Below are 25,213 nucleotides of genomic sequence, written 5' to 3' on the forward strand. Positions count from 1 at the left end.
AACAAATGTATGAAATTAATTTAAAGAGAAAAACTGCATTTCCTTATTTGCCCTTATTCTTTCCGAATTTTTCCTGCAGCTTTTGCATCAGCTCATAGAAGTTGGGAATATAGACCGTTGCCAGCAATGTATTCAGCGCCATACCGAATACTACTGCCGCTCCAAGGGCGACGCGGCTTCCCGCTCCCGCCCCTGTGGCGAACAGAAGCGGCATAACTCCCAATACAAACGCCAATGAGGTCATCAGAATGGGACGAAGCCGGATATGTCCTGCCTGGAACGCGGCGTCACGGATACTGTTGCCCTGTGCACGGAAGTCGCGTGCAAACTCCACAATCAGGATACCGTTTTTGGCGGATAGCGCCACTAACAGGATTATACCGATTTGCGTATAGATGCTGACCGGAGTTCCCATCACATAGCAACCCAGCATTGCGCCGAGTAATGCCACCGGAATTCCCATTACTGCTGCCACCGGACTTGTCCAGCTTTCATACTGTGCGGCAAGTACAAGGAAGGCCACTAACAACGCCATGATAAAGACTACGGTAGTGGTGGTTCCTGCCTGCGTTTCCTGGTAGGCAACGGAAGTCCATTCATAGCCGAATTCATTGCCGAGTTGGGTCTTTATCAAGTTTTCCGCTTGCTTGATGGCTTCTCCGGAACTGCTTCCCGGGGCTGCATTGCAGGTGACGGATGCGGTAGAGTACATATTATACCGGTTGATTTGGTCCATACCCAGTTGCTCGTCTATCTGTGTGAAGGAAGAGAAAGGAACCATTTCTCCCGAAGCATTGGGTACGCCTAACTTGAGGACGTCGTCGATAATACGTTGGGCACGGTCGCCAGCACCCAGCTTCACCTGATATATACGTCCGAACTGTACATAATCATTAATGTAGGCTTCTCCCATATAATACCCTAAAGCCGTGAAAACACTGTTCAACTGTATGCCCATCAATTGCACTTTGTCGCGGTCTATATTCAGGAAATATTGGGGGACATTGGCCTGATACTGGCTGCTGACGGATGCCAAAGCCGGATAATTGCGGTAATTTTCCATTAAAGTTTCCACGGCACGCTGCATTTCGGTGGCGCCGAGATTGTTACGGTCTTCCAATTGCAGTTGCAGTCCGCCGGTAGCGCCCAGCCCCGGAATGGCAGGCGGAACCATTGCAAAGACCTCAGCTTCCTGAATGCCATAGGCTTCCATGTTGAAACGATCGACAATGGCCGCTGCCGTGTGTTTTTTCCCCTTACGCTCATCCCAGTTTTTCAGGACTACGAAGTAGGTAGCGGCATTACTCTGCTCTCCGCCACCCATAACGGAAAAGCCGGATATGCCGATGTAATCCTTTACTTCGGGATAGGTGTCGAGCAGAGCGTTTATTTGTTTCCCCACCTCTTGCGTGCGCTCCAGGCTCGATGCAGGTGGAAGTTGCACAACAGCGAGGAAATATCCGTCGTCTTCTTCCGGTATGAAAGTAGAGGGCCACTTAACGAACAGCAACACAGCGATTATCGTAAATGCAGCGTATGAAATCACTGCGGCAAAAGGTCTTTGCAGCAGATAGCCCACTGTTTTGTCATACATTCCTTGTGTCTTGTCATACAGACGGTTGAAGCCTTTATACAGAGGGAATTTCGAGGGTTTGGTGGGCTGGAGCATCAATGCGCAGAGTGCGGGCGTCAGCGTCAGTGAGTTGATGCCGCTTAGCACGGTACTGGCAGCAATGGTCAAGGCAAACTGCTTGTACAATTGTCCCGAAATCCCGCTGACAAGCATGGTAGGGATAAATACGGCAAGCAACACCAGCACTACTCCCACAATGGGGCCTGTAATCTCTCCCATTGCTTCGGTTACGGCTTGCCGGGCGGTGTACCGTCCCGTATCCAACAGACGTGTGGAGTTTTCCACGACCACAATGGCGTCGTCCACCACGATGGCAACCGCCAATATCAGCCCGAACAACGTTAAAGTATTGATAGAGAAACCGAATAATGACATGATTGCCAACGTACCGATCAGTGAAACGGGAATTGTGATACAAGGAATGATGACAGCCCGCCAATTCTGCAGAAAAAGGAAGATTACAAGCACTACCAATAGCGTTGTTTCAAAGAAAGTTACCATTACTTCATCGATGGATGCATGGATAACGTCTGTTGTATCGAGCGTTACATTATATTGTACACCTGCCGGAAAATTCTGCGATAATTCCTGCATCTTCGCTTTGACGCCCGTCGATACATCCAGTGAATTACTGCCCGGTTGTTGGTAGATGGCGATGGCAGCCGTAGGCTTTCCGTCCAGTTGGGAAACAACGCTGTAAGATGCCGATCCCAGGTCTATATGGGCTACGTCACGCAGACGGAGAATCCGCCCGCCGCTTTCCGTACGGAGGATAATGTTACCGAACTCTTCGGGTGAAGTGAGCCGCCCCTTTACAGTCAGGCTGTATTGATAGGCATTCTTGTTCTCATTTCCGATGGGTTGTCCTACGTTGCCGGCACTGACCTCTACGTTCTGCGTCTGAATGGCTTGATACACATCAGCCGGTGAGAGATTGCGGATGCGCATGGCGGCAGGGTCGAGCCAGATACGCATGGAATAGTCCCCTGCTCCCATTACGTTGACTGCACCCACACCGGGCACGCGGGTCAGTTGGTCTACGAGGTTCAGTTTGGCATAGTTGCTGAGGTAAAGACCGTCGTAATCTTTGTTGTCGGACTTCATGGTCAGGAACATAACGATATTGCTGGACTGCTTCTGCACCGTAACCCCCTGCACTACTACGGGAGTAGGCAGCGATGACTGTGCTACGCTGACGCGGTTCTGTACCTGTACGGTGGCCATGTCGATATCTGTGCCTACTGCAAAAGTGACAGTGAGCGAATACGCCCCCGATGAGGATGAGTTGGACGACATATAAAGCATTCCGTCCACTCCGTTGACCTGCTGTTCGATAGGAATGCCGACGGTTTGAGCTACCGTCTGCGCATTGGCTCCGGGATAAACGGCGCTCACCTGCACCGTAGGAGGTGTTATGTCCGGATATTGCGCAATGGGCAGAATACCCAGTGTGACCAGTCCCGCTACGACGATGAGCAGTGCCAGTACGGTTGCGAATATGGGACGGTCTATGAAGAATTTTGAAAACATGATTCTTTGGTTTTGAATGGTTATATATACAGTGTGGATTATTGAACGGGATTTATCCGCATGCCGTTTCTGACTTTCATCAGGGCTTTCGTCACATACCGCTCCTGCGGGGAAAGTCCTTGTTTTATCTGGCGCAGACTGTCACCTATCAGTTGTCCTGTTTCGATGTGACGGTAGTGTACGATGTCCGAGTCGTTGACTACGTACACGTATTTACCCAACTGGTCTGTGCCGATAGAAGCATCGGGTATCAGGATTGCGTTTTTCTGTTTTCCGTAAGGCAGCGTGATGCTGACATAAAGCCCGCTCTTCAAGATTCCTTTGGGATTATCCAGCCGGGCACGGATATTCAGCGTCCCGGTGTTCAAGTCTACATTGGGCGACAGATAATCCAACTGTGCCGGGTAATTCAGTATGCCGTCTTTCCCCAGGCTGACGTTAACCTGTTTGGGAATGCTGTCTCCTTGCTGCAATAACATGGCAAGCCATTGATTGTCGGCTACATTAAAATAAGAGTACAGATGATCGTCTTTATAGACAGTGGCCAAAGTTACAGGTTGTACGCTGCCGTTTATATAGCTTCCTGCATCTGCAAGGTTGCGGCTGATTGTTCCGTTGAACGGGGCACGTACCGTACAGTAGCTCAAATTGGTCCGTGCCGTATTTAATGCAGCTTCGGCATTGCTTACCGCTGCCAGCGAAGTAGCTACATCCGACTTGGATTGCAATACCTGTATCTGGCTGACGGCATCTGTTTTTGCTGCTTCCTGCATACGCGCATAATTACTCTGTGCATATTCAAGATTGGCACGTGCCGTATTCAAAGCGGCTTCCGCTTGCCTCACATTATCCTGATAAACAGTAGGCTCAATCTGGAAGAGCACCTGCCCCTGGCGTACCCGGCTGCCGGGTGCATAGGCTATGGTCTGCAACGTTCCGCTGACTCTGCCCACTAAATCCACTGTTTTTTCAGAAGTCAGATAGCCGGGATAGTTTTTGGTAAGCGTAATGTTTTGCACACTTGGGCGGGCTACACTGATTTCCGGTACGGGCATTGCATGCGACGTTTCTTTTTTATTCCCGCATCCTGCCAACAAAGGTAGGGCAAGCAGGGCGATGTACATTTGATTTTTCATATATGGTTCAGTTTAAATTCAGTTGAGTATGTATATATTATATATGTTTATTTATGATTTGCGGCTGATGTACCTAAAATCATAATCCTGAAATGATGTTTCCGTACCCTCCCCCTAATGCTTTATAGAGAGAGATGAGTTCCTGCAGTGAGTTTCCTTGTGCTTGCGTCAGTTGGTTTTGATAAGCCAGCAATGAACGAAGGGCATCCAGAACATTTTGAAAAGGGGTTAGCCCCTGCTTATAGAGGTCTAATGACAGCTTCAACGTCTCCTCTCCCTGATTGCATACTTCGCGCAGGGCTACAATCTGCTTGATGGAATTGCGGTAGCCGTTCATGGCATTGTCTGTTTCCTGTACGGCTGTGAGCACGGTTTGGTTAAACTGATGGATAGACTCGTCCAATTGCGCACGTGCCAGCCGGGTGGCATTAACCAGTTTTGTACCGTTGAAGAGTGTCCAACTGAGGCTTGGCGCTATTTCAAACGTCATACTGTTCCGTTTGGTGAAATCTTTCAGGTCATGGGAAGAATATCCTACGGAACCTTTTAGGAAAACCTGCGGCAGCCAATCGCTTTTAGAGGCACCGAGCAGGGCTGCCTGTGCGTTGATTTGCCGTTCGGCCTGCCGGATATCCGGACGACGGAGCAGTAAGTCGGCAGGAATACCTATGCCTACAGGTTCCATATAGTCGGGAAGTTTGCCGTTCTGTTCCAATGTGGGACGAAGGTCTTGGGGATAAGTTCCGAGCAGAATGGCCAGAGTGGTGATGTATTGATTGATACCTGCCTCCAGTTGGGGAACAGACGCTTTGGTACTGTAATATACAGACTTGGCTTGAGACACATCCAGTTTGGAAACCAATCCGGTCTTGTAGCGCACTTGGGTAATCTCAAGCACTGCGGCTTGCGTATTGCAATTGCGGATGACCACTTTTAATTCCTGCTGTAATTCACGCAGCCCGATGTAGGCCGATGCTACCTGCGCGCATAGCGATATCATGACAGAGGTATATTCTTCCTTGCTGGCGGCAAAATTTTCACGTTGCGCTTTTACCCGTTGCCGGATACTGCCGAATATATCCAGTTCCCAGCTTGCATTGAGCGAGGCGCTGTATGCCCCGGTTATGGATTGCGGTGCTTCACTTACATTGCCGCTGCTTTGTTGGCGTGCCCATCCGCCATTCAGGGAAACGGAAGGGAAGAAACTCCCCCGCTCTATCCGCCAATTGGCTTTAGCCATATCCATACGGTCTATGGCTGAAAGCACCGAAAAATTCCCGGCGGATGCCGTTGCTATCAGCGAATCGAGCATCGGATCGCCAAAGGCTTTCCACCATTTATCGTCTACCGGCTGTATTTGGCTGCCGAACAGATTATCGTCTCCGGGAATGGTATGGGCAGTGCCGGTTCCCCAGCCTTGCGGAAGCGGCTTTTCCAAGTAGCTATTGCCTTTTTGCGCCCATGCCGCAAAAGAGAAACATAGAATGAGCAATGTACTGCTCCAAGCTTTTAGAGTCATAAAAAAAGGTTTAAGTTGTTATTTTATGGGATTGATAACAACCTAAACCTTTATTTGTTTATCGCGATTCTTGCGGAATTTATTCAGCGTCTGCTGCTTTCTTTCTGCTCCTTGTTGTCTTTTCCTTTACCGGTTCCTCTTTCACTTCCGGAGCAATACCTGCCAGTTCCGGGTCAATCATGATACGTCCGCAGTACTCGCAAACGATGATTTTCTTACGTGAACGGATGTCCAGTTGTCTTTGGGGCGGGATCTTGTTGAAACAGCCGCCGCAAGCATCGCGCTGTACGTAAACGATACCCAGACCGTTGCGTGAGTTCTTGCGGATACGCTTGAAGGATTGAAGCAGACGCGGCTCTATTTTAGTTTCGAGTTCTTTGGCTTTGTCTCTCAGCTTTTCTTCTTCCTGTTTGGTTTCGGAGATGATTTCGTCCAGCTCATTCTTCTTTACTTCAAGGTCTTTTTGTCTTTCTTCCAAGGCAGCGGTGCTGTCTGCGGCTTCCTGAGACTTTACTTCTTCATCGGCAGAGAACTCTTTGATTCTCTTTTCGCAGAGTTCGATTTCCAAGGTCTGGAACTCGATTTCTTTGCTCAGGAAGTCATACTCGCGGTTATTGCGCACATTTTCCTGCTGCTCTTTATATTTGGCTACAGAAGCCTTTGCGGTTTCGATTTCCACTTTCTTCGTTGCGATAGCAGATTTCAAATCGGCAACTTCCGACTGGATTCTTTCGATGCGGGTGCTCAGACCGGCAATTTCATCTTCCAAGTCTTGCACTTCCAAAGGAAGCTCGCCTCTCAACGTCTTGATTTCATCAATTTTAGACAACATGGTCTGTAGCTGGAACAAGGCTTTCAATTTCTGTTCCACTGTCAATTCCTGGGGATCTTTTTTTGCTTCTTTAGCCATTTTAATTACATGTATTTTATGGGATTTGTATTTATCTTGCTTTGTTGTACTTCAACATTAGGAAATAAATCCCGGATTATTGTATAAAATATTTCTTTTGTATATTGTTCGCTTTCATAATGCCCTATCTCTGCCAGCAGGATATCCGTGTCATGGCCGAAATAATCGTGATACTTTATTTCACCCGTGATGAAAACGTCTGCACGGTTGCGTATGGCAAGCGGCATGAGAAAAGCTCCTGCACCGCCACACAAGGCAACGGTCTGTATCTCCCGCCCGGTGAGCTTGTTGTGTTTCAGACAACCCACTTCAAAGGTTTTCTTGATACGCTTTAGGAACTCCAACTCGGTTTCCGGAGTTTCCAATTCGCCGATAACGCCTGCTCCGGCTTGTTGCCAGGAGTTCTGCAACGGATATAAATCAAATGCAGGTTCTTCGTACGGATGTGCGGCAAGTAACGCTTTGATAACTTCTGCTTTCCGGTAAGTCGGCAGAATGGTTTCGATGCGCGTCTCCTTTTCCACATGCAGCTCGCCGATTTTTCCGCAATAAGGATTGGCGCTTTCAAGAGCACGGAACATCCCCTCGCCTTCCACATTGTAGCTGCACGAATCATAATTGCCGATACATCCGCATCCGGCAGATGCCAATGCTGTGCGTACTTCTTCCGCCCGGGTTGCGGAAACAAATGTTACCAATTTCAGCAAAGCGTTTTCCTTAGCTTCCAGTACACGTACATTCTTCAATCCGATTTTTTCGGCAATCTTGAAATTCACTCCTTCCGGCGCATTATCCAGATTAGTGTGGGCGGAATAGATAACAATGTCGTTCTTGATAGCTTTCAAGATACAACGCTCCACGTAATCTTTTCCCGTAATGGATTTATAACCCTTAAAAATAAGCGGATGATGCGATATCACAAGATTATATCCTAACGCAATCGCTTCATCCAGCACGGCTTCAGTAACGTCAAGACACAACAAAGCCCCTGTTGCTTCCGCATCTGTCAATCCGATTTGCAGGCCGGCATTATCAAATCCGTCTTGCAATGGCAGAGGCGCGAACCGTTCAAGGGCGCTTACTATCTCCTTAATTTTCATTATCAGTAGAAAATTTGGTTGCAAAGATATGAAAAAGTAGCGAATTACGGCTTACTTTTACCTTTTTTTTCTACCATGACCGGCCGTAGCTTTCCATAAGCGTCGAAAGACTTACGCGAAGCCAGTGAAATGGTTATCATCAGCGAAAGCATGGATGCCGTAAATGTGATAACCATAATCATCATCTGATATTTGATGGCGACATTCGGACTGCTTCCCCCTAATATCTGTCCGATCATTGTTCCGGGAAACGCCACCAAGCCCATGACGGAGATATTGGCGATGAGCGGACTGAATGCCTTGATAATAGCCTGACGGATAAACGGTGCCTGCGCTTCTGTACGGGTAGCCCCGTTGCCAAGCAGATAGCGGTAAAGCTGTTGCTCGCGTTTCAATCCGCTATAATAGGTATTCAGGGCTATAACATTGCTGGATAGCATGTTTCCCATCAGTATGCCGAAAATAGGAATGAAGTATTGAGCGCTGAATACATTTTCAAGACGCAACACGATTCCTATAAAATACATCCCCACGCATACTACGCTACATAGGAAACCTACGGATATAGGTATCAGCAGTATCTTGCGCTTCAGTTGTGTACGCGCCAGTGCCGTTTGCGAAGCTACGAGTATCATGACGATTACCCACAGGAAATTAATCCACGGATTATTCCAAAGAAAAAGGTATTTCAGATAAATGCCGATGAAGAAAAGCTGCACAATCATGCGTGCCGTACCGATAAGGGTTGCACGTAGCAGGCCGGTCTTGAATTTCCATATATAGAATAATGGGACTGACAACAAGAGCAGTCCGATACCCAGGCTGAGGTATGATATGTCGATAGTTCCCATGAATACTTTGAATTAGCGGGTAAATAGGAAAACCAATACAGATGCAATAATAATGCAAACTCCCATAACAATCAGCATCATGCGTACAGTATGTTTCTGTTCGGAACATTCCTTTTGCCGGGTAAGTCTGGTTATTTTCTCCATATCTTCTGCGGTTGTGTTGTGGGGCATGCCGCACCCTTTGTGCATTTTATCCAAACGCTCGTTGAGACGTTCCCGGCGAAGAAGGCGTAAATTACGGTTCTCCTTATCACGGCGTATCATATCAAAAACAAATCCGGCAAAACTCATGGCTTTATTTTTATCAGGTTTATTACATTATTATATGTCTGTCGCATCCTTTGGCGAAACCCATGTCGTGCGATACCGCCAGTATGGCGGTTCCCTTTCGGGTTTGATGCCGTAAAAAGGCAAGAACTCTTTCCGTAGAGCCCGAATCGAGTGCCGAAGTTGGCTCGTCCACAATGATTAACGGCTTGTTGGTCATGGAAGCTACAGCTATCATCATACGTTGGCGTTGGCCGCCGGATATCTCATTTACACGTTTATAATATAGCTCTCTTTCCAAACCTAATTCTTCAAAGCAATTGAATAATTGCCTTTCGGAGAACGGTGTGGCTCGATTGGCTTTCAGGCTGAAAGGCAGTTGTATCATGTCTTTTACCCATTCTAACGGTAGTGCCAATTCTTGTGGAATCCAGGCTATTTGTTTGCGAATAAGGTCTATGCTGTTTTTATCCGATACGATGTCATTGACCGTAATACGTCCTTCTTTTAATGGAGTAAATCCCAGTATGGCATTGAGAAGAGATGTTTTTCCACACCCCGACGAGCCGGAAATGCTGGCAATCTCTCCCCTCTCCAATTGCAGGTTGAAGTTGGAGAATAGCACATCATTACCGTATGCAATACTGGCATCCTCTATTTGTAGCATAAATAAATTCTTTAGTCGTTAGTTGCAAAGGTAAGGAAAAAAGATTTGCATACATAACTTTATACTTTTATCTTTGTGTCACTAATTAATTCGGGAGAAAAAGTATGATACAGAACGAACGGGATTGCCGCCATGAACATGTGCTGGGCGTGGCAAGGCAAATGATGACTGCCGCACGCACAGCTCCTAAAGGGAAAGGTGTAGATGTAATAGAAGCAGCACTGGTTACAGGAGAAGACCTGAAAAAGCTTTCAGAAAAAATGAATGCTATGGCAGAAGAACTGGGTATGAAGTTCTTTCTGCGTGATGCGGCAAATGTCCTGCAGGCAGAATGTGTCGTTATAATAGGTACGCGCGAGCAGGCGCAGGGATTGAACTGCGGTCATTGTGGCTTTCCTACTTGTGCCGGGCGTACGGAGGGTGTGCCATGTGCCTTGAATACGGTTGATGTGGGGATTGCCGTCGGCTCCGCTTGTGCCACGGCTGCCGACATGCGGGTAGATACCCGGGTAATGTTCTCTGCCGGACTGGCCGCACAGCGAATGAACTGGCTGAAAGATTGCAAGACTGTATTCGCCATTCCGGTCAGTGCCTCTTCCAAGAACCCGTTCTTTGACAGGAAGCCTAAGGAAGAAAAGAAATAAAATGCATTGCCGAATCTGAAGTTGAGAACGGGAAACGTAAAGTTGAACTTTAGCGGCGTAGAGTTGAACTTCAGAACTCTAAAGTGGCACTTTAGAAATGCAGAATAGAACTTTGCGTAAATTAAGATTAGGGAGCATCGGTATTCAGGCTTCATTATCTTACTTGACGAATTAAATAACTTAGAATTGATATGGGATATTTTGTTGGAATTCCATTGGGCGGAGCTGCCGAAAAGGACTGTCAGGTGCGTTTCGGTAAGAACATGACCTTTCAAGTGGAAACGCGCGCTCCTCACCTGCCGGCGGAGTGGGCATTGCAGAGTGGCGTACAGCTTACATGGCCTCATGCGGATACGGATTGGGCCTATATGCTTGAAGAAGTGCAGCAATGTTTTATTGCCATTGCTTCCGAGATAGCCAAGCGGGAGTTGCTGTTGATTGTAACTCCGGAACCTGAAGAGGTAAGAAAGCAAATTTCCGCGACAGTGGATATGGATAATGTTCGCTTCCTGAAATGTGAAACGAATGATACCTGGGCACGCGACCATGGAGCTGTCACTATGGTAGATACGGACGGTCCGTCTCTGCTTGATTTTACTTTTAATGGCTGGGGACTGAAGTTTGCTTCGGATAAAGATAATCAAATTACACGTCGGGCTGTTGAAGCCGAAATCTTAAAAGGCCGGTATATAAACCGTTTGGGCTTTGTGCTGGAAGGCGGCTCCATTGAGAGTGACGGCATGGGAACATTGCTTACCACTTCAGAATGCCTGTTGTCGCCTAACCGTAACGGCCAGTTGAATAAGGTGGAGATTGAGGAGTATCTTCGGTCTACATTCCATCTTGAACGGGTACTTTGGCTGGATTACGGTTATCTGGCCGGAGATGATACGGACAGTCATATAGATACGCTTGCCCGTTTTTGTTCGCCGGATACGATTGCCTATGTGCAGTGCAGGGACGTGAATGACGAGCATTATGAGGAGCTGCACCGAATGGAAGAACAGCTTAAAACGTTCCGGACACTTGCCGGAGAACCTTATAGACTGTTGGCATTGCCGATGGCCGATAAGATAGAAGCGGAGGGCGAAAGGCTGCCGGCTACGTATGCCAACTTCTTGATAATGAATGATGCAGTGTTATATCCCACATATAACCAGCCGGAGAATGATATGCATGCCAAAGAGGTGTTGCAAATGGCTTTTCCCAAGCATGAAATTGTAGGTGTAGACTGCCGTGCTTTGATAAAACAACATGGCTCGCTGCATTGTGTCACGATGCAATATCCGATAGGAGTAATCAGATAAAGGTATGAAAGTTATCAATTTCGTTTTTTGTGGGATATTTATAAAAAACATTTAAAAGAAATATAGATTATGAGAAAAATAAAAGTCGGTATTATTCAGCAGGCCAATGTGGCGGATATGCGCATTAATCTGATGAATCTGGCCAAGAGTATCGAATCGTGTGCTGCTCATGGTGCACAATTAGTGGTGTTGCAGGAGTTGCATAACTCACTCTATTTTTGCCAGACGGAGAATACACAACTGTTTGATTTGGCAGAACCTATTCCCGGACCATCGACCGGTTTCTATTCGGAGTTGGCGGCTGCCAACAACATAGTATTGGTAACTTCATTGTTCGAAAAGCGTGCTCCGGGACTGTATCATAATACGGCCGTTGTGTTTGAGCGTGACGGTAGCATTGCCGGGAAATACCGCAAGATGCACATCCCTGATGATCCGGCCTATTATGAGAAGTTTTATTTCACTCCCGGAGATTTGGGCTTCGAACCTATCCAAACGTCTTTGGGAAAATTGGGCGTTTTGGTTTGTTGGGACCAGTGGTATCCCGAAGCAGCACGTCTCATGGCGCTGAAAGGAGCTGAATTATTGATTTATCCTACCGCCATCGGTTGGGAAAGCAGCGATACTGATGATGAGAAAGTCCGCCAACTCAACGCATGGATAATCTCGCAACGCGGACATGCCGTAGCAAACGGACTCCCGGTTATTTCGGTAAATCGTGTGGGACACGAGCCAGATCCTTCTATGCAAACAAATGGCATCCAATTTTGGGGGAACAGTTTTGTTGTTGGACCGCAAGGTGAGTTTTTGGCACAGGCAGGCAATGAGCAGCCGGAAAATATTGTGGTGGAAGTGGATTTGGAACGTTCGGAGAATGTCCGCCGTTGGTGGCCATTCCTGCGCGATCGCAGAATTGACGCCTATGAGGGATTGACAAAACGTTTTTTAGACTGAGGGTTTGTTTGAATTCTATAAGAAAAGAATTCTCAAAAGCATGCTGAATAAAAATCAGGCAAGTTCCGAAGAAAGGAGCGCTTCTATTTAAATGTAACTTTTTTGTTCATCAGGAAGTTGACTCCGCCATATACAAATAATCCTAAGAACTGGGCGAGGTATTCATTACAGTTCAATCCCTCTACCAAGCCGATGAGGAAAAGGAATTGCGCACAATAAGCCATTCCGAAAGCTATGGAAAAGAGCAACACTTGCCGCCAAGTGTTGCTCTTCTTTTCTGTTGGGAATACCCAATACTTGCACCAGATAAAATTATGAGTCTGTGCCAGTATATATGCAGTGACATTGGAGAGCATGTAATTAATGTCCAACTCATCCATCATTACCCAGATGGTGATTGCTGTTATCAAGGCGTTTAATGTACCGATTACTGCAAAACGGCAAATACGTGTGGACTCTTTCACTCTCTCCTATTCTCTTGTTTTTATTCTTTTACCTCTACAATAAGGTTAAGCTCGTCCAATTGTTTTTGGTCGATAACCGAAGGTGCATCCAGCATAACATCGCGACCGGAATTATTCTTCGGGAACGCAATGCAGTCACGAATACTGTCAAGACCGGCAAAGATACTTACCCAACGGTCGAGACCGTAAGCCAAACCACCATGAGGAGGTGCGCCGAACTTGAAGGCATTCATCAGGAAACCGAATTGTTCTTCAGCCTTTTCCGGTGTGAATCCCAATATCTCAAACATCTTGGCCTGCAATTGAGCGTCATGGATACGGATCGAACCGCCACCGACTTCAATACCGTTACATACCATATCATAAGCATCGGCACGAACGGCTGCAGGATCTGTGTCCAACAAAGGAATATCTTCATCCTTCGGATGGGTAAACGGATGATGCATAGCCATCAGGCGGCCTTCTTCTTCGCTCCATTCAAACATCGGGAAGTCAACTATCCAAAGCAATGCAAACTTATTCTTGTCGCGTAAGCCTAATTGGTTACCCATTTCAAGGCGAAGCTCATTCAGTTGCTTGCGGGTCTTCATTACGTCATCGCCGCTCAAAATAAGAATCAAATCGCCCGGTTTTGCACCGAAAGCGGCTTTCATCTCTTGCAGCACCTCTTGCGTGTAGAATTTATCGACACTTGATTTCACAGTGCCGTCAGCTTCTACACGGGCATATACCATTCCTTTGGCTCCGATTTGCGGTTTCTTTACGAACTCGGTCAAGGCATCCAGTTGCTTGCGGGTGTAGCTTGCAGCGCCTTCCGCACAGATACCGCCGATGTATGCGGCATTGTCAAATACAGAGAAGCCATGACCTTTCATGATATCCATTAACTCTACGAACTTCATGCCGAAGCGCAAATCAGGTTTGTCGCTACCGTAATATTTCATAGCATCTGCCCATGGCATACGTTGGAACGGTTCGGTCAACTCAACACCGCGCAGTTCTTTGAAGAGGTATTTTGCCATACCTTCGAAAAGTTCGATTACATCGTCCTGCTGTACGAAAGACATTTCACAGTCGATCTGTGTAAATTCCGGTTGACGGTCGGCACGGAGGTCCTCATCGCGGAAGCATTTTGCGATTTGGAAGTAACGGTCAAAACCCGAAACCATCAGCAACTGTTTCAATGTTTGAGGGCTTTGCGGCAATGCGTAGAATTGTCCCGGATTCATGCGTGAAGGAACGACAAAGTCGCGTGCACCTTCCGGTGTAGAACCGATGAGAAGAGGAGTCTCTACTTCAATGAATCCTTTGCTGTCCAGGTATTTACGCACTTCAATAGTCATCTTATGGCGTAATTCCAAATTCTTGCGTACTGCTGCACGGCGTAAATCCAGATAACGGTATTTCATACGGATATCGTCACCGCCGTCTGTATTGTCTTCAATTGTAAAAGGAGGAGTTAAGGCTGAATTCAGCACATTCAATTCCGATACGATGATTTCGATATCTCCCGTAGGAATATTTTTGTTTTTGCTGAAACGTTCGTTGACCGTTCCTACTATTTGAATTACGAACTCACGGCCCAAGCGGTTGGCCTGTTCGCAAAGTTCGGCATCTACTTCTTCATTAAACACTAATTGGGTAATTCCGTAACGGTCGCGGAGGTCTACGAATGTCATGCCGCCCATTTTACGGCTGCGCTGTACCCAACCTGCCAGCGTCACTTGCTTATTAACGTCGGAGATACGCAATTCTCCACAGGTGTGTGATCTATACATCTTATTATTTACTATTTTACAATTTACTGTTTACTGTTTGGCGATGCAACATCAGAGATGTACCATTGCTAAAAACGGATAAATATCGTGCAAAAATACATAAAACATATTACAGACGTATCAAAACAGATAAGTTTATTTTTAAAAAGCGACTTTATATAATAGCCGGACAGAAAAATACCAATCTTCCATACTGTTCCGGCTCTCTTGCAGAAGGCGTTAGTTCTTTCTAAGTTTTTTAATCTGTTCTTTGCCTTTATCCAATATCATTCTGTTTGTATGGGTAATATCTTCCAGAATGGCTTCGTTTATTTGTTTCAAGCCATTGATGTAGTCCTGGGCACGCTGCAATACATTCGAGGAATCTTTTTCCACATTCTTGGGCACAATGACCTGCAATCCTCTTTTGATTATGTTTACGTCGATGTTCTCTCCCATTATCATCGGATCTCCATCGAAATGTATAACCCCCTGTTTGGAACGATGGATGCGGAGCGTCTTACAGCGGAAAGTCTTTATACGGCTATTCTGGTCGATAGTCTTGTTGAACAACTGGAATGATAATGCCGGTACATCCAATACGGTAAAAGGCTCCAGAATTGTAACGTCCAGCAATCCGTCATTTAATGTGGCTTGCGGAGTGATATAAGCATTATTCCCATACTGTGAGGCATTGCCGCATGCTATCAGGAAAGCCTTGTATCGCAGTGTGCTGCCATCCATTTCCAATTCGTATGTCTCCGGTTTATATTTTAGGCTTTCAAGCAATGTCTTCTCCAGATATATGAGCGGACCTCTCCTGCCGGCTTTGGAAAACTGTAGGCTGACAAATGCGTCGAACCCTACCCCGCAGGTACAGAAGAAAGGAACATCATTGATTTTGCCATAGTCAATAATGTCTATCAATCCTTCGTTAATGATGTTGATTGCTTTTTTGGCATCCATAGGGATTTGCAGATGGCGTGCAAGCCCGTTTCCCGAACCGCATGGAATGATTCCCAATGCAGTTTTGGTATGTACCAGTGAACGTGCTATTTCATTAATAGTTCCGTCTCCGCCGATAGCAACAACGGCAAAAGCTTCTTCTTTAGCTTTTAGGGCGGCTATTTCAACTGCGTGCCCCGCCCGTTCCGTATAGATTACTTCCGGTATATACCGGCTTTTATCCAACTTTTCATCAAGCCATTTCAATATTTGCTCCTTACCCTGAGTACCGGATATGGGGTTTATTATAAATGATATTTTCTTTTTACTATCGTCCATTTAAACGGATATTACTATAGGAAATTTCTTCATGCAAAAGTAATATAAATCCTTTAAATTTTAACCATATGAATCTCTTAAAACGAGTTAGGGCAGATTTTTTAGAGTAAATGAAACAGATAACAACATATTTTGCTATCTTTGCCCCCTGTTTTTAAGAACTTGTTTTTAATAGGATTAATATTCATTATATAAAAGACATTTCATGGGTTTACTGCAAGACAAATTCGCGAAATATGATTTGCCGCAACAATTTATGGCAAAAGGGGTATACCCGTATTTCCGCACGATTAACAGCCATCAGGATACAGAGGTAATGATGGATGGCAAAAAAGTTCTGATGTTCGGTTCAAATGCATATATGGGACTGACATATGACAAGCGAATCATTGACGCTTCGATAGCTGCCACTGAAAAATATGGTACAGGGTGTGCCGGTTCCCGCTTTTTGAATGGTACTCTTGATATACATGTTGAACTGGAAAAAGAATTGGCCGAGTTCGTAGGAAAAGACGAAGCGCTCTGTTTTTCTACCGGTTTTACTGTGAACGAGGGCATTATTCCCGCAGTGGTAGGACGTGGTGACTATATCATCTGCGATGACCGCGACCACGCTTCTATTGTAGACGGACGCCGCCTTTCGTTCGCCACACAGTTAAAGTATAAGCACAATGACATGGAAGACCTTGAAAAAGAGCTTCAGAAGTGCGAACCGGATGCGGTGAAACTGATTATTGTAGATGGTGTATTCTCAATGGAAGGCGATTTGGCCAACCTGCCGGAAATCGTTCGTCTGAAAAAGAAATATAATGCCAGCATTTATGTGGATGAAGCTCACGGATTAGGTGTATTCGGTAAGCAAGGCCGCGGTGTATGCGATCATTTCGGAGTAACCGAAGATATTGACTTGATAATGGGAACATTCAGCAAGTCATTGGCTTCTATCGGTGGTTTTATTGCTGGCGACAAGGAGGTTATCAACTGGTTGCGCCACAATGCCCGCTCTTATATATTCCAGGCAAGTAGTACGCCGGCGGCAACGGCAGCGGCTCGTGAAGCACTGCACATTATTAAATCCGAACCGGAACGTATCCAACGTCTGTGGGATATCACTAACTATGCATTGAAGAGTTTCCGTGATGCAGGTTTTGAGATTGGTGAAACAGAGTCGCCCATTATACCTTTGTATGTGCGTGATACGGAAAAGACCTTTGTCGTAACGAAGATGGCTTTTGATGAAGGCATCTTTATCAATCCGGTTATACCGCCTGCATGCGCTCCTCAGGATACATTGGTACGTGTGGCATTAATGGCTACCCATACTAAAGAACAAGTGGATTATGCAGTTGAGAAGTTGACAAAATGCTTTAGGGAATTGGGGATAATCAAGTAAAGGAACAATTTGAAGCAAAGATAAAAGCCGTTTAATCGTGAATCGGTTAAACGGCTTTCTTTTTATAAACCCATTTAAACTAACCAAACAACATGAAAAAACAAATTCTGATTTTTACTGCTGTTGTATGTGGAATGACTTGTACTACAACTGCTTATGCGCAATTTAAAATTGGTGGTAAGAAAATAAATGTAGGTAAGGTTGTTCAAGCCGGTACGGATGCTGCTAAAGCTATAACTCTTTCGGATGCTGATATTGCAGCTATGAGCAGGGAGTATATGCAATGGATGGATACTCACAATCCTTTGACGAAGCCTGATACGGAATATGGCAAGCGTCTGGAGAAACTGACCGGACATATCAAAGAAGTGGATGGTTTGAAAGTGAATTTTGGGGTTTATGAAGTGGTTGACGTAAACGCTTTTGCCTGCGGTGACGGCAGCGTACGTATTTGCGCCGGATTAATGGATATTATGACGGATGATGAAGTAATGGCTGTAGTAGGCCATGAGATAGGTCACGTAATTCATACGGACTCCAAAGATGCAATGAAGAGCGCATATCTTCGTTCTGCCGTGAAGAATGCTGCGGGTGCTGCGAGTTCTACCGTGTCAAAGCTGACCGACTCCGAGTTGGGAGCTATGGCGGAAGCCTTGGCTGGTGCGCAATATTCGCAGAAGCAGGAAACGGAAGCGGACGATTACGGTTTTGAATTTTCTATAAAGCATAATTTGGATCCTTATGCCATGTATAATGCATTGAATAAACTGCTGGAACTTTCAGCGGACGCTCCCAAAGAATCTAAATTCCAAAAGATGTTTTCATCTCATCCGGATACGGCAAAACGAGTAGCCCGTGCTAAGGAGAAAGCTGATGAATATATGAAAAACAAGCAATAAGAGGTTGCATTTCCAAATTACAGAAAGAGGCGGGATTCCATTTGAATTCTGCCTCTTTTCTTTATAATAAAAGAATAAAATGTACTTTTGCTTCAAATTATTGACTTTACTTATCCGATTGCTTTGATATTGGTTTTATTTTAGTATGTTTGCTGTTATTATTAATGAAAAGCATAACATTTGAATGAAAAAGCAAGATTTCCTTTTCGTTTTCATCCTAATCGTAATCTTCTTACCTTTTTTCGTGAGTGATGCAGTTTACGGCTGGTATAAGTCTTTCAATGCCGCACATGGTATGGTAATGAGTTTCTTGAAATTCGGAGTGCTTGCTACTTTAGGTGAGATGCTGGGGCTTCGCATCAGTGCCGGAGTATATAACAGAAAAGGATTTGGAGTGCTTTCCCGTGCGGTCGTATGGGGTATCTTAGGCATGGGAATCAATATGGCGATGATTGTATTTTCTAAAGGTGTGCCGCAGTTCATGGAGTATATGGGGATGGCGGATGCTTCGGCGATAATTAACGGCGATTGCTGTTTGGACAAGTTATGGATTGCTTTGGCTGTATCTGTTGCCATGAACACAATCTTTGCTCCTGTATTTATGACATTTCATAAGATAACGGATACACACATTCTGGATTGTGACGGTTCGCTCCGCAGCCTTATTACCCCTATTCCGATGGCGCGTATCATTACGCATCTTAATTGGGATACGCAATGGAATTTTGTTTTTAAGAAAACGATTCCTTTTTTCTGGTATCCGGCTCATACCATTACTTTCTTGTTGCCGGATGAGGTAAGAGTTTTGTTTGCCGCTATCTTGGGCGTTGCGCTCGGGGTACTGCTGGCTATTGCTGCAAGGATGAAATAATGGTTCTCTATTTCCATACCGTTGCCAATGCTTTTTACTGTGAGATAAAGTTCATCTCCCCGTTGCTCCCAATATTTGTATACCAGTGTAGCCATATTAATGGAAGAGGCATCTCCACCCTCTTCCAGTTTGATACTCTGCATTTTTCCCGGTTGCCCTTCGATAGGCATTATCCATGAGTCAATGATAGAGTCCTTGCTTTTCTTTTCATTACAAGCAGACATTGCAATAACCAATACGGCGGTTGCCAATAAAAGTCTTTTTATACTATATATTTTTAAAAGTGAGTCAATGTATTTTCGTTATGGCAGATGCAATATTAATGCCAGGCTCATCTTCGGTGATCGTGTATGAAACCTCTAATGTATCTCCTATTAATAGTCCTTTGTAAACCCATTCATGGCAGCATCCATGACTATGCCTTGTGCTTGATGTACGGAATCGTTAATCTCTTCTGTGCCGAGCTCGGCATTTTCTTGTTCCATAGTTCCGGCTTTATTTTTGCAGGAAGCACATCCCAACAAGATAATGGAAACAAATAAAAAAGGTTTAGTCAACTTCATATTCTCTGATCTTATTAAGATTATTTCTACAAAAATAGATATAAAAGAGAATGTATCAAAGAGGCAGAGAATAATTAACCGTTCCTGTATATTGTATTTCAGATATTTATAATTTTATTTCAGATAAAGTTATAAAAATATTTGGTCTATATCAAAAAAGATTTTACCTTTGCACTCGCTTTTAAGAAGTAAAGCACTCGGGGTGTAGCGCAGTCCGGTTAGCGCACCTGCTTTGGGAGCAGGGGGTCGTGGGTTCGAATCCCGCTACCCCGACTGATAAGAATCAAGGAGTTACAGTAAAATGTAGCTCCTTTTTTGTTGCTCGATTGGGCGGTTGTATTGACGGCTTAACGTAGAAATGGGGTCAACGTAACAATCTGAGGGATTTTATATTTAAGCATATAATTTAGCAAGTCTATATAAGAAAAAAGCTCTATCTCTTACTCCTCTGAACTGTGCTCTAAATGCTTTGATTTTAGCATTGAATGACTCTGCTGCGGCATTGGTTGCCCTCCTTTCAAAGAAATTGATTATATCCAGATAATGTGTTTGTATAGAACGTGCGACCCTTCCAAAGGTGAGGAACCCTGATTTATCTACTTCATCATACCACCTTGCCAGCCTTGTCAAAGCAATATCCTTAAACTTACACTGATGATAGATTAAGCCTAACTGCATAGACAGATAATATCCTTTCTTTATATCGGGATATTCCTTGAAAAGAATTTCAGCCCGTATTCTTTGAGACTGAGTCCATAAGGATTCCTTCTTGTAAAGCAGATAAATACTTCTCGCTAACAACTGCTTTCTTGTATCTCCATTAGCGAAAACAGGTGCATGATACATCTTTCCACAGGCCTTTGCATAAGCAATCTGAGTGGACTCTTCATCCAAAGCCTCCCAGCGAGCTTTTACACGCATCTCCTGCACAGCTTCATAAGCTAACTTCTGTACGTGAAAGCGATCGGTAACACGTTTGGCCGCAGGAAAGCAGATGCGTGCAATCTGCTCCATGTTAGGAGCCATATCCAAGGTTATCTCGCGCACTTGGTAACGGCGGCGACGGGATAGCTTAAGCAGGACAGAAGTGACCGTATGAACGTCCGTACCTTTAATGATGGCAATCATACTGCCTTTACCACCGTGAGCTTCTTTATTGGTCAGTACAGTATAGAGTTCCCCACGCGAGAGGGCTACCTCATCAATACAGATATAAGCACCGATATTCTTTTCGAATAGTAGCCAATCCTCTGCATGAACAAGTTGGTCCCAATGGAGATAACCACTTAGATGGTTACGGTATTGACGCTCCAATAAATCCCCGTCAACTCCATATAAAACACCTAAGAGCTTGCAACTGATCGGATAGTTATCAATACAGTTCTTTTAAAAAAGACGCAAAATCCTGCGTCATACGAGTACCTTCAGCCACCATACGCCAGTTACGGGAGATATACTCATTATGCTTCTTTAAGAGCCAGCGACGACGACGAATATTAAGGAAGACCTTCTTGCCACGAAGAGGAAAATCCTGAACAATAACAGGAGCATAAAAGCCTTTACTCTCAGTATCCTGAGCTGTATACTTCTCAGGAACGATATTTTTCTCCTCAAGGTAGATCACAACTTCATTTACGCTTTCCTTCACATCAACAAGATCAAAGTAATCTAAAGTGCCTTCAGGAAGAAGAAGGCGATAACCGTTTAATTCCATAAGCTATGAATTTGGAGACAAAGATAACAATTTATAAATTTACCCCTCAGGTTTTTACATTGACCCGTAGAAATCCGATTCGACTATAATTTTCGTGGTTCAGGGGATGTTTAACCCTAAGGGGTTCTTGTTGCTATGTATAAATTATGGCGGGTTACAATAATCCATTAGACCTTATTTCGCATTTATTACTGCCTTTGACTGCAAATAATAATTCGTCAGACATCTGTTGCCCTTTCGTTAAACAACCGTCTAACGCAAGAGTAACAGATGTCTGACGCAAGGGCAATAACTGTTTAACGAATTAAGAATAGTAGCCGGACTATTTGTTGGCAATACATTTTCCTACTATCCATAGAGACTTTCTTTATTCTTTATGAGTTATCAAGAACATTACATCTTTAAATAAAAGTCTTTGGTCAGCGCAATGTACTCCGGGGTAAATTGTTCGTGTTTCTCTCCTTCTATGTAAAGACTGTCCTCAATACATGATATGCTTTGCCGGCCGAAAGTCAGCAACACGCGCCGGCAAGGTTTTCCGGGTTTGGTAAAAACATGCAAACGGCGATGTGGATGAAAATTATATTTCCAGGCCGTATCAATCACTGTTCTTTCAACTTCGGCCGGAATGATAATGCTTATAACTCCCTGTTCCGATAATAAGTGCGCCGAATGCCCAAAAAGAAGTTCATAGTTCAGCTCACTCGTGTGCCGTGCCATGCAGCGCTGATTGTCAGGGCATCTCAGGGCGTCAACAAAATAAGGCGGGTTGGAAACGATCAGGTCGAATTTATCTTCCGGGTGATACTTGCGGAAGTCGCAGCATACAACTTCCATCCGATTGCTCCAGGGGGACGATTGAATATTCTCTTGGGCTTGTGCCGCCGCTGCCGGATCTATCTCGACAGAGGTAATTACCGCTTCCGGATTACGCTGTGCTAATTGTAAGGATATTAAGCCACTACCCGCTCCTACATCAAGAATCCGTTTAACATCTTGAACCGGAGCCCACGCTCCTAATAACACCCCGTCTGTACCTACCTTCATGGCACATTTGTCGTGTCGGACGGTAAATTGTTTGAACTGAAAATAAGGATTCGGCATATTTGTCTTTGTTAATCGGACTCAAAAATAATCAAAGCCGACAAAATAACGGCAATTTTGGCATCGTTTTTGTCTTTTTAAAGAAAGGACACCCGTTTATACAGAAGAAATAGCTAACTTTGCAAGCGCCTTATTGGCCTGCCAATATGACATAAACTAAAAAGAATGAAATGAAGAAAAGAAATTACTTTAGTGATATCGAAGATAGGAATGAAAATGCATTTTCTGTAATTGCTGATTTTGAGGGGAATGAAGAACAATTGATGGATATTGAGGTTGATGAAATCCTTCCGGTATTGCCTCTTCGGAACATGGTTTTGTTTCCGGGTGTGTTTATGCCGGTATCCGTTGGAAGAAAGTCTTCCTTAAAATTGGTGCGTGAGGCAGAAAAGAAAAGTTCATATATAGCTGTAGTGTGTCAGAAAGCCGCTGATACGGAGGAGCCTGTACTTGAGGACTTGCATACAATCGGTACGGTTGCCAAGATTGTCCGTGTATTGGAAATGCCGGATCAGACAACGACTGTTATTCTGCAAGGTTCCAAACGCATTGAGTTGAAAGAAATAATGGAAGTGGCTCCTTATTTGAAAGGGCGTGTAACTACCCTCAATGAAGAGATACCTGCTAAAGATGACAAGGAATTTCAGGCATTGGTAGAAGCATGTAAGGATTTGACCGTGCGTTACATAAAATCCTCGGAAATGTTTCCGCAAGACTCTGCATTTGCCATCAAAAACATTAATAACCCGATGTTTTTGGTAGATTTTATCTGTACCAATCTGCCCTTGAAGAAGGATGAAAAGATAGAGTTGCTGCGTATTGACGCATTGCGTGCCCGCACTTATCGTTTGCTTGAGATTTTGAATCGGGAAGTGCAGCTTGCCGAGATCAAGGAGTCTATCCAAATGCGCGCCCGCGAGGATATAGACCAGCAACAGCGCGAATATTTCCTGCAACAGCAGATTAAAACCATTCAGGATGAATTGGGTGGTGGCAGCCAGGAGCAGGAGCTGGAAGAAATGCGCAAAAAAGCTGAAACCATAAAATGGAATGAAGAAGTAAAAAGTACATTCCTGAAAGAAGTGGATAAGTTGGAGCGCATGCATCCGCAATCGCCCGATTACAGTGTGCAACTGAACTACTTGCAGACTATGATGAGTTTGCCGTGGGGCGTTTATACAACGGATAATCTGAACCTGACTAATGCAGAGAAGACGTTGAATAAAGACCATTACGGCTTGGAGAAGGTAAAAGAGCGTATATTGGAGCACCTTGCCGTATTGAAGCTGAAAGGAGATATGAAGTCGCCTATCATCTGTCTGTATGGTCCTCCGGGTGTGGGTAAGACCTCTTTGGGGCGCTCTATAGCGGCTGCTTTGAAGCGGAAGTATATCCGTATGTCCTTGGGTGGCGTACATGATGAAGCGGAAGTACGCGGACACCGCAAGACGTATATCGGAGCAATGCCCGGACGTATTATCAAGAGTCTGGTTAAAGCCGGTTCTTCCAATCCCGTATTTATATTGGACGAGATAGACAAGGTGAGTGCCGACCGTCAGGGCGACCCTTCTTCCGCTCTGCTCGAAGTGCTTGATCCGGAACAGAATACTACGTTCCACGACAACTTCCTGGATGTGGATTATGACTTGTCGAAGGTGATGTTCATTGCTACCGCCAATAATCTGAACACAATTCCGGGGCCGTTGCTCGACCGTATGGAGTTGATTGAAGTAAGCGGCTACATAACCGAAGAAAAGATAGAAATTGCCCGTCGCCACTTGGTTCCGAAAGAGCTGGAAGCAAACGGTATGAAGAAGAGCGATATCAAGATTCCAAAGAATACGTTGGAAGCAATCATCGAGTCTTATACCCGTGAAAGCGGTGTACGTGAATTGGAAAAGAAGATTGGAAAAATTCTTCGCAAATCGGCTCGCCAATATGCCACGGACGGCTATTTCGCAAAAACAGAAATCAAGCCGGGCGATTTGTACGAATTCCTGGGTGCTCCCGAATATACACGCGACAAATATCAAGGCAATGAATATGCCGGTGTAGTTACGGGCTTGGCATGGACTGCTGTCGGCGGTGAGATTCTGTTTGTCGAAACCAGTCTCAGCCGCGGTAAAGGCGGTCGCTTGACACTGACCGGAAACCTGGGTGATGTAATGAAAGAATCGGCTATGCTGGCATTGGAGTATATCAAGTCTCATGCTTCGCTGCTGAATCTTGATGAAGAGATTTTCGACAATTGGAATATCCATGTTCATGTTCCCGAAGGAGCTATCCCCAAAGATGGCCCGTCGGCAGGTATAACAATGGCTACTTCGCTGGCATCCGCACTTACGCAGAGAAAAGTAAAGGCCAATCTTGCCATGACAGGCGAAATCACGCTGCGCGGAAAAGTTCTTCCCGTAGGTGGTATCAAGGAAAAGATTCTGGCTGCCAAACGTGCCGGTATCAAGGAGATTATCCTCAGCGACGAGAATCGTAAGAACATTGAAGAGATACAGGAAATTTATCTGAAAGGACTGACTTTCCACTATGTGAAAGACGTAAAAGAAGTGTTTGCCATTGCGCTGACTGATGAAAAGGTAGCTGATGCCATTGACTTGTCCGTTAAAAAAGAAAAGATAGAAAAGTAAGAAG

The 25,213-nt window shown here is 45.0% G+C and carries 23 protein-coding genes and 1 tRNA gene; 8 read left to right on the forward strand and 16 right to left on the reverse strand.

Going from position 1 to position 25,213, the window contains the following annotated elements; all coding sequences use genetic code 11:
- Window positions 1-43 precede the first annotated feature (43 nt).
- From NQ565_RS11395 to NQ565_RS11430, 8 genes are all read right to left on the reverse strand, one after another.
- On the reverse strand, window positions 44-3,163 hold the full coding sequence (locus NQ565_RS11395) for an efflux RND transporter permease subunit (RefSeq protein WP_005654220.1): 3,120 nt from the start codon (window positions 3,161-3,163) through the stop codon (window positions 44-46).
- A gap of 38 nt (window positions 3,164-3,201) precedes the next feature.
- On the reverse strand, window positions 3,202-4,299 hold the full coding sequence (locus NQ565_RS11400) for an efflux RND transporter periplasmic adaptor subunit (protein ID WP_005654218.1): 1,098 nt from the start codon (window positions 4,297-4,299) through the stop codon (window positions 3,202-3,204).
- A gap of 79 nt (window positions 4,300-4,378) precedes the next feature.
- Window positions 4,379-5,818 carry an efflux transporter outer membrane subunit gene (locus NQ565_RS11405; protein ID WP_005654216.1) on the reverse strand — a complete coding sequence of 480 codons (1,440 nt, stop codon included), beginning with the start codon at window positions 5,816-5,818 and terminating at the stop codon, window positions 4,379-4,381.
- A gap of 79 nt (window positions 5,819-5,897) precedes the next feature.
- Window positions 5,898-6,728 (reverse strand): zinc ribbon domain-containing protein, encoded by an 831-nt coding sequence (locus tag NQ565_RS11410; RefSeq protein ID WP_005654214.1) that lies wholly within the window; start codon window positions 6,726-6,728, stop codon window positions 5,898-5,900.
- Between the two features lie 5 nt (window positions 6,729-6,733).
- Window positions 6,734-7,828, reverse strand: a complete 1,095-nt coding sequence (locus tag NQ565_RS11415; RefSeq protein ID WP_005654212.1) for a Nif3-like dinuclear metal center hexameric protein — start codon at window positions 7,826-7,828, stop codon at window positions 6,734-6,736.
- Between the two features lie 44 nt (window positions 7,829-7,872).
- The gene (locus NQ565_RS11420; RefSeq protein ID WP_005654210.1) at window positions 7,873-8,679 is read right to left on the reverse strand and encodes an ABC transporter permease; all 807 of its coding nucleotides are present in this window, start codon (window positions 8,677-8,679) and stop codon (window positions 7,873-7,875) included.
- A gap of 12 nt (window positions 8,680-8,691) precedes the next feature.
- Window positions 8,692-8,970, reverse strand: a complete 279-nt coding sequence (locus NQ565_RS11425; protein WP_005654209.1) for a hypothetical protein — start codon at window positions 8,968-8,970, stop codon at window positions 8,692-8,694.
- Between the two features lie 22 nt (window positions 8,971-8,992).
- Entirely contained in the window at window positions 8,993-9,613 is a 621-nt protein-coding gene (locus NQ565_RS11430; RefSeq protein WP_005654207.1) for an ABC transporter ATP-binding protein, read from the reverse strand.
- Window positions 9,614-9,717: 104 nt separating this feature from the next.
- On the opposite strand from NQ565_RS11430, the gene NQ565_RS11435 reads away from it, so the two are divergent.
- The 3 genes from NQ565_RS11435 to NQ565_RS11445 all read left to right on the forward strand — a co-directional run bounded on the left by NQ565_RS11435 (window position 9,718) and on the right by NQ565_RS11445 (window position 12,518).
- Complete coding sequence (locus NQ565_RS11435) at window positions 9,718-10,257, forward strand: ferredoxin domain-containing protein (protein ID WP_005654205.1); 540 nt, start codon at window positions 9,718-9,720, stop codon at window positions 10,255-10,257.
- Window positions 10,258-10,448: 191 nt separating this feature from the next.
- Window positions 10,449-11,564 carry an agmatine deiminase family protein gene (locus NQ565_RS11440; protein WP_016662601.1) on the forward strand — a complete coding sequence of 372 codons (1,116 nt, stop codon included), beginning with the start codon at window positions 10,449-10,451 and terminating at the stop codon, window positions 11,562-11,564.
- A gap of 69 nt (window positions 11,565-11,633) precedes the next feature.
- The gene (locus NQ565_RS11445) at window positions 11,634-12,518 is read left to right on the forward strand and encodes a carbon-nitrogen hydrolase (protein ID WP_005654199.1); all 885 of its coding nucleotides are present in this window, start codon (window positions 11,634-11,636) and stop codon (window positions 12,516-12,518) included.
- An 83-nt stretch (window positions 12,519-12,601) separates the two neighbouring features.
- Here NQ565_RS11445 and NQ565_RS11450 read toward each other — a convergent pair whose 3' ends face one another.
- The 3 genes from NQ565_RS11450 to NQ565_RS11460 form a co-directional block, all read right to left on the reverse strand.
- Window positions 12,602-12,982 carry a GtrA family protein gene (locus NQ565_RS11450; RefSeq protein WP_016662598.1) on the reverse strand — a complete coding sequence of 127 codons (381 nt, stop codon included), beginning with the start codon at window positions 12,980-12,982 and terminating at the stop codon, window positions 12,602-12,604.
- A gap of 20 nt (window positions 12,983-13,002) precedes the next feature.
- Window positions 13,003-14,760 (reverse strand): aspartate--tRNA ligase, encoded by a 1,758-nt coding sequence (gene aspS, locus NQ565_RS11455; protein WP_005654194.1) that lies wholly within the window; start codon window positions 14,758-14,760, stop codon window positions 13,003-13,005.
- A gap of 219 nt (window positions 14,761-14,979) precedes the next feature.
- On the reverse strand, window positions 14,980-16,023 hold the full coding sequence (locus tag NQ565_RS11460; RefSeq protein WP_005654190.1) for a diacylglycerol/lipid kinase family protein: 1,044 nt from the start codon (window positions 16,021-16,023) through the stop codon (window positions 14,980-14,982).
- A gap of 205 nt (window positions 16,024-16,228) precedes the next feature.
- Here NQ565_RS11460 and spt point away from each other — a divergent pair, with 205 nt between their 5' ends.
- From spt to NQ565_RS11475, 3 genes are all read left to right on the forward strand, one after another.
- Entirely contained in the window at window positions 16,229-17,416 is a 1,188-nt protein-coding gene (gene spt, locus NQ565_RS11465; RefSeq protein ID WP_005654188.1) for a serine palmitoyltransferase, read from the forward strand.
- 92 nt (window positions 17,417-17,508) lie between these two features.
- Window positions 17,509-18,315 carry a M48 family metallopeptidase gene (locus NQ565_RS11470; RefSeq protein ID WP_005654186.1) on the forward strand — a complete coding sequence of 269 codons (807 nt, stop codon included), beginning with the start codon at window positions 17,509-17,511 and terminating at the stop codon, window positions 18,313-18,315.
- A 184-nt stretch (window positions 18,316-18,499) separates the two neighbouring features.
- Window positions 18,500-19,186 (forward strand): hypothetical protein, encoded by a 687-nt coding sequence (locus NQ565_RS11475; protein ID WP_005654184.1) that lies wholly within the window; start codon window positions 18,500-18,502, stop codon window positions 19,184-19,186.
- Here the strand turns inward: NQ565_RS11475 and NQ565_RS11480 are convergent.
- Entirely contained in the window at window positions 19,081-19,410 is a 330-nt protein-coding gene (locus NQ565_RS11480; RefSeq protein WP_394330094.1) for a lipocalin family protein, read from the reverse strand. The genes NQ565_RS11475 and NQ565_RS11480 overlap by 106 nt on opposite strands.
- 150 nt (window positions 19,411-19,560) lie before the next feature.
- Window positions 19,561-19,749: a hypothetical protein gene (locus NQ565_RS11485; protein WP_005654180.1), complete on the reverse strand. Its 189-nt coding sequence runs from the start codon at window positions 19,747-19,749 to the stop codon at window positions 19,561-19,563.
- Between the two features lie 198 nt (window positions 19,750-19,947).
- On the opposite strand from NQ565_RS11485, the gene NQ565_RS11490 reads away from it, so the two are divergent.
- Window positions 19,948-20,022: transfer RNA gene (locus NQ565_RS11490), tRNA-Pro, on the forward strand.
- A 120-nt stretch (window positions 20,023-20,142) separates the two neighbouring features.
- Here the strand turns inward: NQ565_RS11490 and NQ565_RS11495 are convergent.
- From NQ565_RS11495 to NQ565_RS11505, 3 genes are all read right to left on the reverse strand, one after another.
- On the reverse strand, window positions 20,143-21,111 hold the full coding sequence (locus tag NQ565_RS11495; RefSeq protein ID WP_458692668.1) for an ISAon1 family transposase: 969 nt from the start codon (window positions 21,109-21,111) through the stop codon (window positions 20,143-20,145).
- A gap of 10 nt (window positions 21,112-21,121) precedes the next feature.
- Window positions 21,122-21,463, reverse strand: coding sequence for an ISAon1 family transposase N-terminal region protein (locus NQ565_RS11500; RefSeq protein ID WP_005651587.1), 342 nt, complete (start codon window positions 21,461-21,463; stop codon window positions 21,122-21,124).
- A 393-nt stretch (window positions 21,464-21,856) separates the two neighbouring features.
- On the reverse strand, window positions 21,857-22,567 hold the full coding sequence (locus NQ565_RS11505) for a tRNA1(Val) (adenine(37)-N6)-methyltransferase (RefSeq protein WP_005654175.1): 711 nt from the start codon (window positions 22,565-22,567) through the stop codon (window positions 21,857-21,859).
- Between the two features lie 170 nt (window positions 22,568-22,737).
- Between NQ565_RS11505 and lon the strand changes: the two genes are divergently transcribed.
- Window positions 22,738-25,209, forward strand: a complete 2,472-nt coding sequence (lon, locus tag NQ565_RS11510; RefSeq protein WP_005654173.1) for an endopeptidase La — start codon at window positions 22,738-22,740, stop codon at window positions 25,207-25,209.
- Window positions 25,210-25,213 lie beyond the last annotated feature (4 nt).

It is taken from the genome of Bacteroides stercoris ATCC 43183, from assembly GCF_025147325.1.
Taxonomy (GTDB): domain Bacteria; phylum Bacteroidota; class Bacteroidia; order Bacteroidales; family Bacteroidaceae; genus Bacteroides; species Bacteroides stercoris.